We start from the raw sequence: 15331 nt of genomic DNA, 5'->3' as shown, positions 1-15331 counted from the left end.
TGGAACATAGTTTCGTCACGAAGAAGGCGGGCAATCAAAGGGTTGTCCGCCTTTTTCATATAGTCTGAGAATGACGGATAGGATGGGCGATGGCCGCTAGATCACCAGCAAAAATTTTGAAATGGTTCGGGATCGGCGTCCTGGCTCTCATCATCATCGCCGCTTTGATTTTGACCTTTTCCAAAGATGCACGGCAGGCCGCGGAAATCGAGGCGCTTGATACTATGGGGGATCTGGCGGTTCAGCGGATGAAAGATTCCGGCGCCGCCGAAGGCGGTGTCGCGGCGGACTTCATCAATATTCCGATCGAGGCGCGCAAGATTGCCGATGGTGTCTATCAAGCGACGGGCGTCGCCAATGCGCAACTTGTTACGACAGGAGCCGGTGCTGTGTTGTTCGACACCGGCTTGGTCACACAAGCGCCAAAGCAGATGAAAGCGCTGCGGGCGGCTGTTCCGGATCTAAAGCTCAGCCATATTATCTTGAGCCATTCGCACGCGGATCATGCGGGAGGCACGAAGGTCTGGCTGAAAGATGGCGTTGAGATTATCACCCACGACCAGTTTGCTGAAGAACAGCGCTATTTGACCGAATTGCAACCCTATTTTTGGCATCGCAACCGGACGCTTTTTCCGTTCATGCCTGAAAACCCGCCGACTTTCGGGATGATGGCTTATGGCGGTATCAAGCCGACCCAAACTGTGGCCAATGGCGAACCCCATAGCTTCAGCCAGGGCGGGGTGGACTTTGAATTGATGGCCTTGCCCGGTGCAGAGGGTGCCGACAATCTGGTGCTGTGGTTGCCGCAGAAGAGGATATTGCTCAGCGGTGATTTCTTTGGGCCCATTTACCCGCAATTTCCGAATATTTTCACGATGCGGGGAGAGAAAATCCGCAAGCCGGTTGAGTATATCCATTCGCTGGATGCGATCATTGCGCTGAAGCCCAGAATGATCGTGCCAAGCCACAAACAGCCGATTGCGGACGAAGCTGCGATCATGGCGGGATTGATCAAAATGCGCGATGCAACGCGCTTTGTGCATGATGCAACGGTTAAGGGCATGAACGATGGAAAGACGGTCGAACGGCTGATGACGGAAATCCAGTTGCCGCCGGAATTGGCTCTGTCACAGCAGCATGGACGGGTGTCCTGGGCGGTGAAGTCCATCTGGGAATATTATGCGACCTGGTTCCACTTTGACAAGACGACCGAACTCTATCCGGTTCCGGCTTCGGATGTTTATACCGATATCGTCGAGGCGGCTGGTGCGGACGCTTTGACCAGCAAAGCTAAGGATCATCTGGCGAAGAACCAGCCGGTGCACGCGCTGCATCTGGTTGATATCGTGCTCGGCAAAGAAGGTGCGGACAAGGCCGCGCTCCAGGTTCGGAAGGATGCGCTGGGGCTGCTTTTGGCGCAGGCCGAGGGCGGTTTGCAGAATAGCTACGAGATCTATTGGCTGACCTATCGACTGCGCGACACGGAAGAGAGATTGGCGCGCTAGAGCGCGCGGGACCAGCGATCCAGTTCGGCACATAGAGTTTCAATCACCGGAAATGCGAGGCTGTTGTGGCCGCAATTTTCCAGAATATGGACTTCCACATCGCTGGTGCCGGTAAACGGTTCGGGCGCTTGTTCGGGCGGAACGCCGATATCATGGTCGCCAAAAGCAAAGAAGAGCGGCTTATCAATTGCTTCAACCTCGGCCATGAAACTGCCCTTGATCATGCTCATCATTCCTCCGGCTCCATAGAGCGGCGTTGAAATCTCGCGCAGACGGGCGGTCAGCGCTTCGGTAGCTCCGCCAAATGTTATCGACTTGCCGCTGGGCCCAGCCGAGCCTCCGAGGAACGCTGTTCCAAATTTACGGATCACCAGCTCTTCCATATCCCGCTCGACGGCGTCCGCTTTACCGATGTAGCTTTTTTCACGGTCATCGAGACCCCAGTCCAGGCCGCCGGCGCTGCTTCCCAGCAACGCAACGCCGGAAAAGAGACGATGCCGGGCCTGAGTCAATATCGTCATCATGCCACCCATGGAGTGGCCCAGACCAATGATCTTGGCGGATCCAGAAGCGGCTTGGGCGATAAAGTCGGAACAAGCCTGTGCGATATAGTCGCTGGACTGTCGCGGTTTTAGAAACGGATGATCGTCGGATAAGGGATTGGCCCCGGTTCCTGGATTGTCCATCGTGATGACCGTGTGTCCCAAGGCGGTCATCCGCGAGGCAAAGCTGTAATCCACGCCATCATATTGACCCAGATCAAAAAATCCGTGGGATGCGCCGCCGCCGGGCAAGCAGAAAAAAATCAAACCGGTTGCGCTTGTTTCAGCAGTGAAAATAGTGGCGGACAATTGACACGTTTTGCCATCAACCGTGGGAACCGATATTTGAAGCTGTTCCGCTTTCATATCTGCGGGGCAATATCCAAGCTGATGCCGTCCATCTCATCGTTGACGATAATCTGGCATGCGAGCCGCGAGACGTCTTTGACTTCAACATGCTCTTCCAGTCCTTCGAGCATATAGCCTTCATCTTCGGTCCGCTCTCCGCACTTCTCGGACCAATTGTCGCGCAAATAAATATGACATGTGCCGCAGGATGCGGCGCCGCCGCATGTGCCTTCCACAAGGCCTTCGTCGCGCAGTGTCTCCATCAATGGATCACCCGCGCGCGCCGACAGACTTTGTTCGTTACCATCTTGATTAAAAACCGTGATCTTCGGCATCATATATCCCTGTTTGCCCGTCGATATGGGTTGACTCATTGTCCGAATGACGTATTTCAGAACATCGTTCGGAAAGTCCTAGCCGCACAATTTCAATATGGCAAGATGGACATGAAACGGCAAGAAAAGGATGGATGATGGCTGGCGTATTGGATGGATTGAAGGTTCTGGATCTGAGCTGGGGCATCGCCGGGCCAATGACCGGAATGCTGCTCGCTGACCAAGGCGCAGACGTGACGCGCATAGAACGTCCCGAAGGCGATCCCTTTGGCAATTTGCTCGGCTATAAAGTCTGGCATCGCGGCAAGAAAAACGCCGTTTTCAATCTGAAAGATGCCGGCGACCACGCCCTGTTTCTGAAATTGGCGGCAGAAGCCGATGTTGTTGTTGAGAGCTTCTCTCCTGGCGTTACCGACCGTCTTGGCATCGACTATGAAGCGCTGGCCAAGATCAATCCGAAACTCGTCTATTGTTCGATCACTGGCTATGGTGAGGAAGGCGAAAATCGCGATTTGCCGGGATATGACGCGCTGGTTGCTGCCAAAACCGGCTTGCAATATGAACAGCGTGGCTGGCCGGAAGGATCGCTCTATCACATGTCCGGCAAGGAAGACCCGTTTGCCGATGCGCTCGAAATCGATCCGGACTGGGTGCAGGGCGCCAACCGCGACGGCCCTTTGTTTGTTGCCTCGCCATGGCCAAGTCTTGGCGCGTTTTTCTCGGCGATCACCGGTATTTCTGCTGCGTTATTTGCACGTGAGAAAACCGGTCGCGGACAGAAAGTCTCTACCTCGCTGCACCAGGGAGCCTTGGCCTGTGCCAGCGGCGTATGGCAGCGGGCCGATGATCCGGATGCGGAGGGCTACAACACCTGGATCATGGGCAGCGCCAGCCCCAAAGGCCATTTCCAATGTGCTGATGGCAAATGGATTCACAATTGGGTGCCAAACCCGCGCTTCATTCTGGAAGCGTCCAAAGGCGAGACGATGAACGCAACGCCGGATCTAACGGTACAAAATGATCCGGATCGTTTCGGCATCGGGCCGGAAGAAATATTGGTAATGGCGCATTATCAACCGATTTTGGCCGAAGCGATAAAGAAGTTTAACGCCGATGAATGGGTTGATGCCGCCGCCGTGGGCAGCGTTACGATGCAGGAGGCGCGTTCACTTGAGGAATCACTGACCGATCCGCTGCTGATAGACGATGGCTGCGTGGTCACGGTTGATGATCCCGAACTGGGACCGATCAATCAAGTTGGTGTGAGCTACGCGTTAGAGAAAAATCCGGGCGCTGTGCAAGGGGCGACCCGTGCTACGGGTGCAGATACCGATGCGGTCAAAGCCAGCGCCGCTGCGCTTCCCGATCCGCAGGCACAGTCGCTGCCAGCAAAGGCAAATGGCGAAGGACCGCTCAAAGGCATTCGGGTGCTTGACCTTGGCCTTGCCATTGCCGGTCCTTTCAGTTGCCAGCTGCTTGCCGACATGGGCGCGGAAGTGATCAAGATAAACACGTTGTGGGACGGCTACTGGCACCGCACACATATCGCCTATATGGCCAATCGCGGCAAACGTTCGATCGCGCTGATGCTCAAACATCCCAAGGGGATGGAAGCGTTGAAAAAGCTGATCGCGACCTGCGACGTTATCCAACATAATATGCGCTATCCGGCGGTTGAGCGGCTGGGGCTGGACTATGACAGTTTGAAGGAAGAGTTCCCGCATTTGATATACTGTCATAGTCGCGGGTTCGAAAAAGGCCCTCGCATGAACTTGCCAGGCAACGACCAGACGGGTGCTTGCCTGTCCGGCATCCAGCACGAGGACGGCGCGTTGCACACCGGTGAGGGCTTCCCGTTCTGGTCGCTGACGTCGCTGGGTGATACGGGCAACGGATTTCTCGCAGCTTCCGGGATTTGCAACGCTCTGATGGAGCGCGAAAAAACCGGCAAGGGTCAATTTGTCGATACGTCGATCGTCAACGCCGGCCTCCTCAACACCAGCTATGCTGTTGCGAAGCCCGATGGCTCGGCGGTGGACCGCCCGCGTTTGGACAAGAATCAAACCGGCTATAGCGATCATTATCGGCTTTATCGCTGTTCCGACGATGTCTGGATTCAGGTTGCTGCGGTCAACGACGCCCAGAGAGCGGCCTTTGATGGTCTCGGCACTGGTGGGGATCTGTCCGGTGCGACCGCCGCAGCGTGGCTCGCCAAGCTGGGAGATGCGGGCGTTCCTGCCGCGATCTCCGATGCCGAAGCCTCGCGGAGCCTGTTCGATGATGCGTCGTTGAAGGAGCGCGGCTGGACCGCCGAATATCAGCATGAGTTCGTTGGCAAGCTAGAACAGATTGGTGCGACCTATTCGTTATCCGACACGCCGACCGTGAAACAGACGCCGCCGCTTATTGTTGGCGACAACAGCGCGTCCCTGCTCGCCGAAGTCGGCTATAGCGACGAAGACATCGACGCCATGGCGAAAGAATTTGCCACTCTGTGCCATCCGCCCCGGGAAGGGCAGGAGGCGATGAAGAGCCCTTGGGGGATATGAATATGCGTCCTGATCCGATCCAGCGTATCGATACGGCCTTCTTCTGGGAGGCTTGCGAGCGCGGCGAATTTGTTGCCCAGAAATGTGAAGCCTGTGATGTTTTGTGGCACCCACCGCGCCCGATCTGCCCGACCTGCCATTCGGTGGAAAAAACCACCCAGACACTGTCTGGAAAAGGCAAGTTGTTAAGCTGGGTCCGGCAAGTGACGCCCGGTGCCTTTGGCTTTCCGGAATCGCCGATCGCTGCCTTGTTTGAACTGGAAGAAGGTATTCGCATGGTCAGCAGTCTGGAGGGCGTTGCGGTTGAAGATATTGTCATCGGCATGGATGTGATGGTTGATTTCGCGAAGACATCCGGGGGCAAGGCCGTCCCGATATTTCGTGCGGCGGAGGCCGGCTGATGGTTGATAGTGCACAGCAAGCCGCGATTGTCGGCATTGGTCAGACCGAATTTTCCAAGAAGAGTGGGCGCTCGGAACAGCAATTGGCTGTCGAGGCGATATTGCTGGCCTGCAAGGACGCCGGGATCGACCCTTCGGAAATTGACGGGATGACAACGTTCAGCCTCGACAATAGCGACGAAGTGGATGTGATGCGGTCGCTGGGCTGCAAGGAAATCAACTATACCACGCGCCTGCCGCAGGGCGGGGCGTCGTCGGTGACCACGCTGGTTCACGCAAAAAATGCTGTTGAATCAGGGATGTGCGATACATTCGTCATCTGGCGTGCGATGAACGAGCGGTCGCAATATCGTTTTGGCCAACCGGCCATGACGATAAGCCCGGACGCGCATAGCTCGACCTTCCTGGAATGGTGCTTCCCCTTCGGTGCGCAGACGCCGGCGGCGTGGGAGGCTTTGTCCTGCGGGCCCTATCTCGACAAGTTCGGGGTAACGTCGGAAGATCTCGGACGGATTGCTGTGCTGATGCGCAAACATGCTGCGACCAATCCCAATGCATGGTTCTATGAGAAACCAATCACGCTGGAAGACCATCAGGCCAGCCGCTGGATCATCGAGCCCTGGCTGCATTTGCTTGATTGCTGTCAGGAATCAGACGGTGGCGTGGCGCTGGTGATCACGCGGATGGACAAGGCGCGCGACCTGAAACAGAAGCCGGCCAAAATCCTGGGCGCGGAATATAGTTTTCTGTTCAATCACGAGATTATCTCCGACTTTTACCAGAGCGATCTCATCCATTCTGAGATCAGTGAACGGGTGACCGAAAAGCTGATCGCGGCGAGCGGCATTGCGCCGAAAGATACCAATGTTGCGATGATCTATGACAATTTCACGCCGCAAATCCTGCGCCAGCTCGAAGGCTTCGGCTATTGCGGCATCGGCGAGGCCAAAGACTATATCAACGACGGTCATATGGAACTGGACGGCAAATCACCGCTTAGTCCCAATGGTGGCTTGATGGGTGAAGGCTATATTCACGGCATGAACAATATTACCGAAGGCGTGAGGCAGGTGCGTGGGACGGCAGCCAATCAAGTGAATAATGTCGAAACAGTATTCTTGGCATCCGGTGTTGCCGGTGCGATAATCGGCAAGTGATTTTGGGAGCAGAACATGGGTGACATAATCAAGGCTGGAACGAAACTCAGCAGCGCGGTCTGTACAACACAGGTCATGGCGTTGCGGGTGCCGGCCGACGCGCTCGAAATAACCTGCGGCGGCGCGCCAATGGCGACTGCCGATGGCGACAAGGGAGAGATTGACAGCAATCTCGCCGGCGGAACTCTGGTCGGGAAACGCTATGTCGATGAAGGCGAGACAATGGAGTTTCTTTGCACGCGTGCAGGCGAAGGGACGATTCAAGTGAACGGCCAGTCGCTCGACATCAAACAGGCCAAACAGCTTCCTTCTTCAGACTGATGAACATCCATCTGATCCTGCAAATGGCCGCGGAAGCCATGGGCGACCGCGAAGCTATCAGCGCCGGTGATCAGCGCCTGACCTACGCACAACTGGATCATGCCGCGCGGCGGGTGGCAAGCAGGCTGCAACCGGGCCAGAGGCTCGCTTATCTCGCGGAAAATAGTCCTGTCATGCCGGCGGCGATCTTTGGGGCTGCTTTGGCTGGCACACCCTTTGTGCCAATCAACTACCGCTTGGCGGCGGAGCAGGTCGATGCCCTGATGGCCCGCGTTGCGCCGGCGCTGTTGATCAGCGAAACCGCAAAGCCATATGCGGATATAGACCGGATCAGTCTGGCGGATGTGGCCACCGGCACAGCGATGGAGGGCGAGGCGCCGGACGAGAAAGGCGGCATCGCCATAGAATTGTTTACCAGCGGCACGACCGGAGAACCCAAATCCGCCATCCTGCGGCACAGCAATCTGATGGCCTATATTTTCGGCAGCGTGGAATTTATGAGCGCGGGCGAGGAAGAGGCCAGCCTGGTCACGGTTCCGCCTTATCATATCGCCGGGATATCGGCGGTGCTGAGCTCCACCTATGCCGGACGCCGGATGGTGCAGCTGCCCAATTTCAGTCCGCAGGGATGGATTGACCTCGCGCAGAAAGAGGCCGTCACCCACGCCTTTGTGGTGCCGACCATGTTGCAGCATATTGTCGAACATGTCGGCACGAATGGCGGCACGCTCGATCTACCCAATTTGCGCGCCCTCTCTTACGGCGGTGGTAAAATGCCTTTGCCGGTGATCGAAAAAGCGATCGAATTGCTGCCGCATGTGAACTTCACCAACGCCTATGGATTGACCGAAACCAGCTCGACCATTTGCCTGCTGGGGCCGGATGCGCATCGTGATGCGATGGCGTCGAGCGATGCCCATATTCGGCGGCGACTGGGTTCTGTGGGACAGGCGCTGCCGGCTATCGAATTGCAGATACGCTCCGAGGATGGACCAGTCTGTGCCGCCGATGAAGTCGGGCTTGTCTATGTCCGCGGCGAACAGGTCGGCGGAGAATATAAGGGCATCGGATCGCAGCTGGATGACGAAGGCTGGTTCCCGACGAAGGATGTCGGCTTTGTCGATAGCGAAGGCTATCTGTTCCTCGACGGGCGCGCAGATGATGTCATCGTGCGCGGCGGAGAGAATATCTCCCCCGGCGAGGTAGAAGATGTTCTGCTCGGCCATGACGGCGTGAAGGAGGTGGCCGTCGTAGCCGTGCCTGATCAAGAATGGGGTGAGGCCGTTGGTGCGGCCATTGTTTGCGCTGGTATTGCGCCGGGAGTAGCCGAGCTGTGTGATCTGGTGCGCGACAAATTGCGTTCCAGCCGCGTGCCCGCTAAGATCATTTTCATGGACGAATTGCCTTATAATGAAACCGGGAAGCTGCTCCGCCGTGTCGTCCGCGACCAACTTGCCGGACAGTAGAACCGCAGCCCGATTTGGCGAGCAGCTGCTGGCAGAATTGGGGATCAGCAAAGCTATTTTGGAAGAAAGCGATCATCCAGCGCTGGCTTGGCGGCGCGCGGGCTTGTTTGATTTGAGCGGACAGCAAAACGGAGCGGCCCAGATGGTTCCGCTTCTTATCGCGAGCGCAATGGATGGGGTTCTTTTGGCGCTCAAGACGCTATCGGATGATCCGGAAAAATTACCGGTCAACGGGGCCCTTCTGCTCGGCGAACGCGCGCGGATGATGAGCCGCAGCCGCAACGGCCGCGCGTCGACCGGCGGGCATTGCCGGTTGATCGATAGCCGTCAGGGTCGCTTTGCGCTCAATCTGGCGCGCGATGATGACTGGGCCTTGTTGGAGGCATGGCTGGAAGAACCGGCGTCAAATTTGGAGGATGTTGAGCGTATCGCCGCGGAACGGGATGCTGTGGCACTGGTGCAAAGGGGCATAGAAATCGGTCTCGCCATCTCTATGGATGGCATGGCGGAGCGCAAGCCGTGGTTCAGCGAAACTTCTGTCACCACCGGTCAGTCTGAACCAGACGTCCCACTGGTAGTCGATCTGTCAAGCCTCTGGGCCGGACCATTGGCGGGCAATTTGCTGCATCTCATGGGGGCACGGGTCATCAAGGTGGAAAGCCAAGCGCGTCCCGATGGCGCACGGCAAGGCAATGCCGAATTTTATCATCTGCTCAACGCGGGTAAAGAGTCTGTCGCTTTTGATTTTGCGACAGCGGAGGGCAGAGCTGATCTGCTCAAGCTGATTGCGAAGGCCGATATTGTGATTGAGGCTTCCCGGCCTCGTGCATTGCGGCAATTGGGCGTCAATGCCGAGCAGCTTCTCGCAGAGAAACGAGGGAAGGTCTGGCTTCGGTTGATGGCTTATGGTGACGAAGAGAACCGCATCGGCTTTGGTGATGATATTGGTGTGGCAGCCGGGCTTTGCTCGGCCATGGAACAATCATGGGGTGCGCCGGTCTTTGTTGGAGATGCCATTGCCGATCCTATTTCTGGGATGATGGGCACGCTGGCGGCTTGGGCAAAGTGGCGGAACGGCAAAGGCTGTCTAATCAAGCTCTCGATGCGTGATGCGGTTTGTTGGGCGATGCAGCAAGAAAATGGGCAGATGGACCGGCCGCAAATCGCAGCAGAATGGCAAGAACTAGCGGAAGCGGATCGGCAGGACTTGTATCCGAAGCGTCAAAATTTGGGAACGGTTGAAGAGATGGGGGCAAGCACCGGTCGCGTGTTGGCGGAGCTATGCTGATCCAGAATGTCGAAGTGGCAGGCGCACAGGTTGATGTGCGGATCAAGGATGGACGAATAAATGCGATTTCCGGACAGCTCCCGGTTGTCGAAGGAGAGGTCATGATCGACGGGCAGGGTGGCGCATTACTGCCCGGTCTGCACGATCATCATATTCATTTGAATGCCACCGCAGCCGCGTTGAACTCGCTTCGGTGCGGCCCACCGGAAGTCCAGAACGAAGGCCAATTTGTCGCTGTGCTCAACGGCCAATCTGGCGCAGGTTGGCTGCGAGGCATTGGCTATCATCCCTCCGTTGCCGGTGAAATTGATCGCAACTGGCTCGATCGCCATGGCCCGGACAGGCCAATCCGTATCCAGCATCGCAGCGGCCGTTTGTGGATATTGAACAGCGCCGCCTTGGCTCTGCTCGACCTTGAAAAGCTGACTGACGGCCGATTGCTGGATGGTGATGCAATTGTGCGCAAATCACTGGGGGGGCAGCGACCGGACTTGCAGCCGCTGATCCGGAAATTGCACAGCTATGGTATTACCGGTGTGACAGAAGTGACGCCGGGCAATGATCGGGAAGATCTGGCGCATTATTGCGAAGCGGCGCGGCCATTGAATATTTGCATCATGGGCGGAGCCGACCTTCACGCAGTGAGCGGAGACAATGCCCGCGCCATCGGTCCTCTCAAAATTCACAATCATGACCATGATTTGCCACCGCTGGCCACTCTCGTTCAAGAGATTGGGGCGGCTCATGATCATGGCCGCGCAGTTGCCATACATTGTGTGACCCGGGCCGAGTTGATGCTCAGCCTCGCAGCCATCGAAGAAGCGGGGCCGTTCTCCGGTGACCGGATAGAGCATGGGGCGATCGTCGATGCTGTCGGTATCGACTGGATCAAACGCTTAGAACTTACCGTGGTAACGCAACCGCATTTTGTGGCTGAACGAGGCGAAGCCTATTTGAGGGATGTGGATGCTGATGACCTTCCGCATCTTTGGCGATTGAAATCCTTCTCTGATGCCGGAATAAATCTGGCTGCAGGCAGCGATGCGCCCTTTGGCGATTTCAATCCCTGGAGCGCCATGGCCAATGCAGTCAAACGCCCTAATGGCTTGGGCGCAGAGGAAGCTGTCTCCGCTGACATGGCGCTGGCGCTCTATACCAAACCGGTGGCCAATGCTGGCGGGAACGCGCGTAAGATCGTTGTTGGGGAATCCGCAGACCTATGTTTGCTCGACAGGACATGGTCTGAAGCGAGCCATGATCTGGCGGCGGTCAATGTCCATGCAACATGGGTCGCCGGCGAACTGGTTTACGACAGAATTTCGTCGATCAATCCCCATTCCAGCGCTGTCTGAGCGTTGATCCTTTGCATCGACAAAGCCATATAAGCAGTGCGTTGCCGCCCGATCCGGCGGGGCAGACTGGCTGTGCCACCAGCGCCGGGTATTAGTCCATATTTCAGTTCGGGCAGCTGGAACCATGCTGCCTCGGTAGCCGTTAATTTGTGGGCAAAAGCCGCAATCTCGGTACCCGCACCGACGGCTGCGCCATCAACATGGATGTGCAATCGATCCCTGAGCCGTGCTAGCCGCCACGCCGGTAGTCGCAAGCTGCGCACCCAATGGGCTGTGGCTGGATCCGAAATGTCTCCGAATTCCGAGACCTCCCCGCCGGTTGAAAAACAGCGGCCGGCGCCTTGCAGCGTGATGCGGGAGAATTGGATGTCCGCCAGCGCCAGATCCAGCGCTTCGCAAAGGGCATCGCGCATCGGAACGCCGATGGCGTTCAGATTGTCAGGATCGTTCAGCGTCAATTGCAAGTGACGATCATCAATATCAATGGTGAGGGGGTTTTCCGGAGTTTGCTTAGGCTTTGGTTGTTCCGGATGGTTTTTGCGCCAAGCCAGAAACTCTGGTCCTTTCTGCACCGTCGCATAGGCAAAGCTCTCCGCGGTCAGAGCATCTTCGTGAGTCTGCCCTTCGCTGGCGCGCAAATGTTGCGCCAATATCATTGAGGCCATGGGTGCCTTCTCGATATTGGTCAAAATGGGAGCAAGCCCGTCCTCGTTTGGAAGAACGGTATCGCAGGCATCGGCCAAGCTTCCTTTGCCAACGCCGAGGACCGGGCAAGGCAGATCGGTGAGCCAAATTTTATGCAGACCATCACAGCTATCAAGATCGAGGATAAGATACGGTTGGTTCGTACTGGGGCCAAAGCTTTCAAGAGCTGTCCGAGAGCTGACGAGCCTTTGAAGCCTGTTGTTGTCGACTAGATCGATCATGCGCACAGTCAAACCAAGAAACCATGGATTTGCAAGGATATTCGGGCTTTTCAATTGACTTATCTGCCCACGCATCCGATTGATGGAACTGCATTCGAAAAGTGGTGACATGTCAGATAACACGCTGAAAAAGGACAGGAAAGACGTCGTCTACGGACGCCCGCGCTTGTTGACTCATGACGAGATTATCGCAGGCGCGCTTGAGCTTGGTCTGGAAGGGCTGACGATGAAGAAGCTCGCCACCCATCTCAACGTGGGCACCGCTACGCTTTATCAATATTGGGACGGTCGCAAGGAACTGATGCAGGCCGCAGCGGTTCATGCTCTGTCCGATCTCTCCTTACCCGATGACAACGGCCAGCATTGGTCCGATTATGCCTATGAGTTTGCGATGTGCATTCAGGATTATCTGGCCACCAGCCCGTCGCTGGTGCTCACCAATCATGTCCGTGAATATGGGTTTGAAGTGCAGTTCAAACTGGCCGAGCAATTCTTATCGGTGTTGAACGAACGTGGCTTTGAACCACAAGCGGCTATGCAAGTGTTTAATATGGTCGGGCTGGTTGCATTTGGCGGCGCTGTTGAAGAAATTCGGGAACGGGACTTTGAGGCGCAAAAGGAAACGGCAACGGCTGTCGCGAAGCGCCAATTTTCGCGCCTCGACAAGCAGGAGTTTCCGTTGTTCAGTCAGACCTTGGATAGTTTTACCGGCGCGCCGAGCGAACGGAGCAAGATATTGCTCCGCGCCGCTTTCCAAACCATCGCCCGCGAACGCGGCGAACCGGAAGAGGCTATTTTAGCCCCTTCATGATCAGGTTGTTATAGCGCTCCGAATAAGGCGGAAGCATGATCAATATGTCGCGGAAGCGATCGAGCGGCTGGTGCACGACCGAGCGTTCGTTGGACATTGACTTAAAGCCTTCAAATCCCCCGATACGACCCATGCCAGAAGATCCGACGCCACCGAAAGGCAGGCGGGGATTGGTTCCCGACTGGATGCAGTTGCTGTTGACAACAGCGGAGCCCGACGATGTGTTGGTCAGGAAATAGTCTACCGCTTCGTCATTGGTCGAATAGACATAGAGCGCCAGCGGACTGGGCCGGCGGCTGATGATGTCGAGAACCTCTTCCCGGCTTGAGTAAGTCAGGACCGATAGAACCGGACCAAAGACTTCCTCGTTCATGATCTCCATATCTTCCGACATATCGGTCAACACGGTGGGTTCGATATAGCGATCCGCAATGTCGCTGCCACCACCACAGACGACTGTCGCGCCCTTTTTCGTGGCATCGTCGACCAAGGCTTTGATGCGACTGGCATGGCGTTCATTGATGATGCGCGGCACATATTGCGACTTGTCCAATCCGGCACCGTCAGAATTATACAGCGCGTTGATCTTCTCTTCGATCAACGAGAGGAATTCATCCTTCTTGCTTTCATGGATGATCACATATTCCGGCGCGATACAGACTTGGCCTGCGTTCATCACCCGGCCCCAGGCCAGTTTTGTGGCTGCATTTTCAAGGCTTGCTGTCTCGTCGACAATGACCGGAGACTTGCCGCCCATTTCCAGCGTAATCGAGGAGAAATGATCGGCGGCGGCCTTCATCACGATTTTGCCAACCGCCATGCCGCCGGTATAATAGATATGGTTGAACGGCAGGTTCAAAAGCTCTTGCGATACTTCGACGCCGCCCTGGAAAACCTCTGCCTCGTCCGAGGGCAGGGCTTTGTTGATGATCTCTTGCACGATCTGCGCGCTATGGGGCGCATGTTCGGAGGGTTTGATCGCTACCGCATTGCCCGCCGCAATCGCCGGGATCGCTGGCACCAGACATTCTGCGGTCGGAGCGTTATAGGCCGAAAGGTTCAGTACGACGCCTTTCGATTGTCGCCGGATTTCGCAGCGCTTGCCCATCGTGTTGAGCGAGTTTTTGATCTTCTCCGGCTTCATCCATTTGGCGATGTTTTTCACCGCGAAATCGATCTCGCCCTTGATCATCACCAGTTCGGCGGCAATGTCCAGATCATGGGTGCCGCGCTCCTTGTTGCCGGCGACAAAAATATCATCCTTGCGCTCTACGACACCGGCCCAAATCGCGTTGAGCTTGTCGGCGCGTTCCTTTGCGCTGCTATTTCTCAGGCGCTGTCGGGATGATTGCAGCTTGGCAAATTTATCGGCGATCTCGGACATGGTTCAACCTTTATACTGGGGAATTTCGACGGCCTTCTGGAGAATTTTCTCAAAGGTCCGTTCGGGCAGCAGCTTGTACATCGGGCCAAGCGCCTTCACATCATTGCCGACCAGATAGGACGGTTTCCAGTTTTTCGTTTCCAAAAGTCCCAGCACCTGATCGACCACGACCTGTGGCTCATTGCCCTTTTCGATCGCCTCCACCATTTTGACCGTTGTCGTGTGCTTCAAATGCGGTCCGTAAATATCGTTCATTTCCTGGGATACCTTGCTCCAGATATCTTTGGTGGTCTCACCGGCATTGGCCGTCATATGGGTTTTGACCGCGCCAGGTTCGACGGCCGTCACTTCGATACCAAAGGGCGCCATTTCGTTGCGCAATGTCCGCGTTAAACCGACCACCGCATGTTTCGACATATTGTAGATGCCGGATGCCGCAGGGTTTGCTTTCACCGCTCCTGAGGCGAAGTTGATGATCCGCGAGCTGGGCGCACCGCGCCGGATGGCGGGCAGAAAGGCCTGACACACCCGCAAGGTGCCCCAGGTGTTAATCTCGAACAGTTTTTTCGCATTTTCAATGTCCACGCCTTCAATGACCCCGACCGCTCCGTTAGCGATCCCGGCATTGTTTATCAGCAGGTCGAGCGGCGCGCCGTTCAAAGCCGTTTCGACCGCCTCGGCACTGGCCGCGACCGAAGCATCGGAAGAGACATCCTGCTCAACCGCAACGATATTTTCATGCGTGCCCAGCTCGGATGTATCGGCGCCGGGGAGCACGCCGGCAAAGACTTTCCAGCCGCGGCCAGCCAATGTTTTTGCTTTGAGGGCACCCATGCCCATTGCTGCGCCGGTAATGAAGGCTGTTTTCTGCGCCATGTTTCTCTCCCCTTTATTTTCTATTTCCGAATGACGTTCAGAAATAGATGAACTTTTGCAGGAGTCAAGT

The 15331-nt window shown here is 56.2% G+C and carries 14 protein-coding genes; 9 read left to right on the top strand and 5 right to left on the bottom strand.

The genetic code is table 11. The features are described from left to right. Window positions 1-89 precede the first annotated feature (89 nt). Window positions 90-1505, top strand: coding sequence for an MBL fold metallo-hydrolase (locus tag ABJV08_RS14685; protein WP_348037359.1), 1416 nt, complete (start codon window positions 90-92; stop codon window positions 1503-1505). Here the strand turns inward: ABJV08_RS14685 and ABJV08_RS14680 are convergent. Both ABJV08_RS14680 and ABJV08_RS14675 read right to left on the bottom strand, forming a co-directional pair. Beyond that, the gene (locus tag ABJV08_RS14680; RefSeq protein ID WP_348037361.1) at window positions 1502-2356 is read right to left on the bottom strand and encodes an alpha/beta hydrolase; all 855 of its coding nucleotides are present in this window, start codon (window positions 2354-2356) and stop codon (window positions 1502-1504) included. The two genes, ABJV08_RS14685 and ABJV08_RS14680, sit on opposite strands and share 4 nt — an antisense overlap. Before the next feature lie 53 nt (window positions 2357-2409). Further along, window positions 2410-2769 carry a 2Fe-2S iron-sulfur cluster-binding protein gene (locus ABJV08_RS14675; RefSeq protein ID WP_348037363.1) on the bottom strand — a complete coding sequence of 120 codons (360 nt, stop codon included), beginning with the start codon at window positions 2767-2769 and terminating at the stop codon, window positions 2410-2412. A 95-nt stretch (window positions 2770-2864) separates the two neighbouring features. Here ABJV08_RS14675 and ABJV08_RS14670 point away from each other — a divergent pair, with 95 nt between their 5' ends. The 7 genes from ABJV08_RS14670 to ABJV08_RS14640 are packed head-to-tail and all read left to right on the top strand — an operon-like array spanning window position 2865 to window position 11264. Next, window positions 2865-5279, top strand: a complete 2415-nt coding sequence (locus ABJV08_RS14670; RefSeq protein WP_348037365.1) for a CoA transferase — start codon at window positions 2865-2867, stop codon at window positions 5277-5279. A gap of 2 nt (window positions 5280-5281) precedes the next feature. Beyond that, window positions 5282-5680 (top strand): zinc ribbon domain-containing protein, encoded by a 399-nt coding sequence (locus ABJV08_RS14665; protein ID WP_348037367.1) that lies wholly within the window; start codon window positions 5282-5284, stop codon window positions 5678-5680. Next, the gene (locus ABJV08_RS14660; RefSeq protein WP_348037369.1) at window positions 5680-6837 is read left to right on the top strand and encodes a lipid-transfer protein; all 1158 of its coding nucleotides are present in this window, start codon (window positions 5680-5682) and stop codon (window positions 6835-6837) included. Before ABJV08_RS14665 ends, ABJV08_RS14660 begins: the two co-directional genes overlap by 1 nt. A gap of 15 nt (window positions 6838-6852) precedes the next feature. Next, complete coding sequence (locus tag ABJV08_RS14655; protein ID WP_348037371.1) at window positions 6853-7158, top strand: hypothetical protein; 306 nt, start codon at window positions 6853-6855, stop codon at window positions 7156-7158. Further along, window positions 7158-8624, top strand: coding sequence for a class I adenylate-forming enzyme family protein (locus ABJV08_RS14650; protein ID WP_348037373.1), 1467 nt, complete (start codon window positions 7158-7160; stop codon window positions 8622-8624). Before ABJV08_RS14655 ends, ABJV08_RS14650 begins: the two co-directional genes overlap by 1 nt. Further along, a complete protein-coding gene (locus ABJV08_RS14645) occupies window positions 8569-9912 on the top strand; it encodes a CoA transferase (protein ID WP_348037375.1) in 1344 nt (447 codons plus the stop codon). The genes ABJV08_RS14650 and ABJV08_RS14645 overlap by 56 nt, the downstream gene beginning before the upstream one ends. Next, entirely contained in the window at window positions 9906-11264 is a 1359-nt protein-coding gene (locus ABJV08_RS14640) for an amidohydrolase family protein (RefSeq protein WP_348037377.1), read from the top strand. Before ABJV08_RS14645 ends, ABJV08_RS14640 begins: the two co-directional genes overlap by 7 nt. Here the strand turns inward: ABJV08_RS14640 and ABJV08_RS14635 are convergent. Next, on the bottom strand, window positions 11219-12190 hold the full coding sequence (locus tag ABJV08_RS14635) for an enoyl-CoA hydratase/isomerase family protein (RefSeq protein ID WP_348037379.1): 972 nt from the start codon (window positions 12188-12190) through the stop codon (window positions 11219-11221). The two genes, ABJV08_RS14640 and ABJV08_RS14635, sit on opposite strands and share 46 nt — an antisense overlap. Before the next feature lie 109 nt (window positions 12191-12299). Between ABJV08_RS14635 and ABJV08_RS14630 the strand changes: the two genes are divergently transcribed. Continuing rightward, the gene (locus tag ABJV08_RS14630; RefSeq protein WP_348037381.1) at window positions 12300-13001 is read left to right on the top strand and encodes a TetR family transcriptional regulator; all 702 of its coding nucleotides are present in this window, start codon (window positions 12300-12302) and stop codon (window positions 12999-13001) included. On the opposite strand, the gene ABJV08_RS14625 is transcribed toward ABJV08_RS14630, so the two are convergent. Beyond that, window positions 12982-14385 (bottom strand): aldehyde dehydrogenase family protein, encoded by a 1404-nt coding sequence (locus ABJV08_RS14625; protein WP_348037383.1) that lies wholly within the window; start codon window positions 14383-14385, stop codon window positions 12982-12984. The two genes, ABJV08_RS14630 and ABJV08_RS14625, sit on opposite strands and share 20 nt — an antisense overlap. Window positions 14386-14388: 3 nt before the next feature. Next, window positions 14389-15261 (bottom strand): SDR family NAD(P)-dependent oxidoreductase, encoded by an 873-nt coding sequence (locus ABJV08_RS14620; protein WP_348037385.1) that lies wholly within the window; start codon window positions 15259-15261, stop codon window positions 14389-14391. Between the last annotated feature and the right edge of the window lie 70 nt (window positions 15262-15331).

The organism is Parasphingorhabdus sp., assembly GCF_039982395.1.
In the GTDB taxonomy this organism is placed as follows: domain Bacteria; phylum Pseudomonadota; class Alphaproteobacteria; order Sphingomonadales; family Sphingomonadaceae; genus Parasphingorhabdus.
Note: the sequence above shows the minus strand (reverse complement) of the source record. Positions and strands in the feature narration are given on the sequence as shown.

Excerpts from the sequence above, each read along its gene's own strand:
- ABJV08_RS14640 (WP_348037377.1), top strand. The coding sequence starts at position 9,906 with ATGCTGATCCAGAATGTCGAAGTGGCAGGCGCACAGGTTGATGTGCGG.
- ABJV08_RS14630 (WP_348037381.1), top strand. The coding sequence starts at position 12,300 with ATGTCAGATAACACGCTGAAAAAGGACAGGAAAGACGTCGTCTACGGA.
- ABJV08_RS14645 (WP_348037375.1), top strand. The coding sequence starts at position 8,569 with ATGAAACCGGGAAGCTGCTCCGCCGTGTCGTCCGCGACCAACTTGCCG.
- ABJV08_RS14620 (WP_348037385.1), bottom strand. The coding sequence starts at position 15,261 with ATGGCGCAGAAAACAGCCTTCATTACCGGCGCAGCAATGGGCATGGGT.
- ABJV08_RS14655 (WP_348037371.1), top strand. The coding sequence starts at position 6,853 with ATGGGTGACATAATCAAGGCTGGAACGAAACTCAGCAGCGCGGTCTGT.
- ABJV08_RS14665 (WP_348037367.1), top strand. The coding sequence starts at position 5,282 with ATGCGTCCTGATCCGATCCAGCGTATCGATACGGCCTTCTTCTGGGAG.
- ABJV08_RS14660 (WP_348037369.1), top strand. The coding sequence starts at position 5,680 with ATGGTTGATAGTGCACAGCAAGCCGCGATTGTCGGCATTGGTCAGACC.
- ABJV08_RS14675 (WP_348037363.1), bottom strand. The coding sequence starts at position 2,769 with ATGAGTCAACCCATATCGACGGGCAAACAGGGATATATGATGCCGAAG.
- ABJV08_RS14670 (WP_348037365.1), top strand. The coding sequence starts at position 2,865 with ATGATGGCTGGCGTATTGGATGGATTGAAGGTTCTGGATCTGAGCTGG.
- ABJV08_RS14625 (WP_348037383.1), bottom strand. The coding sequence starts at position 14,385 with ATGTCCGAGATCGCCGATAAATTTGCCAAGCTGCAATCATCCCGACAG.
- ABJV08_RS14635 (WP_348037379.1), bottom strand. The coding sequence starts at position 12,190 with ATGATCGATCTAGTCGACAACAACAGGCTTCAAAGGCTCGTCAGCTCT.
- ABJV08_RS14650 (WP_348037373.1), top strand. The coding sequence starts at position 7,158 with ATGAACATCCATCTGATCCTGCAAATGGCCGCGGAAGCCATGGGCGAC.
- ABJV08_RS14685 (WP_348037359.1), top strand. The coding sequence starts at position 90 with ATGGCCGCTAGATCACCAGCAAAAATTTTGAAATGGTTCGGGATCGGC.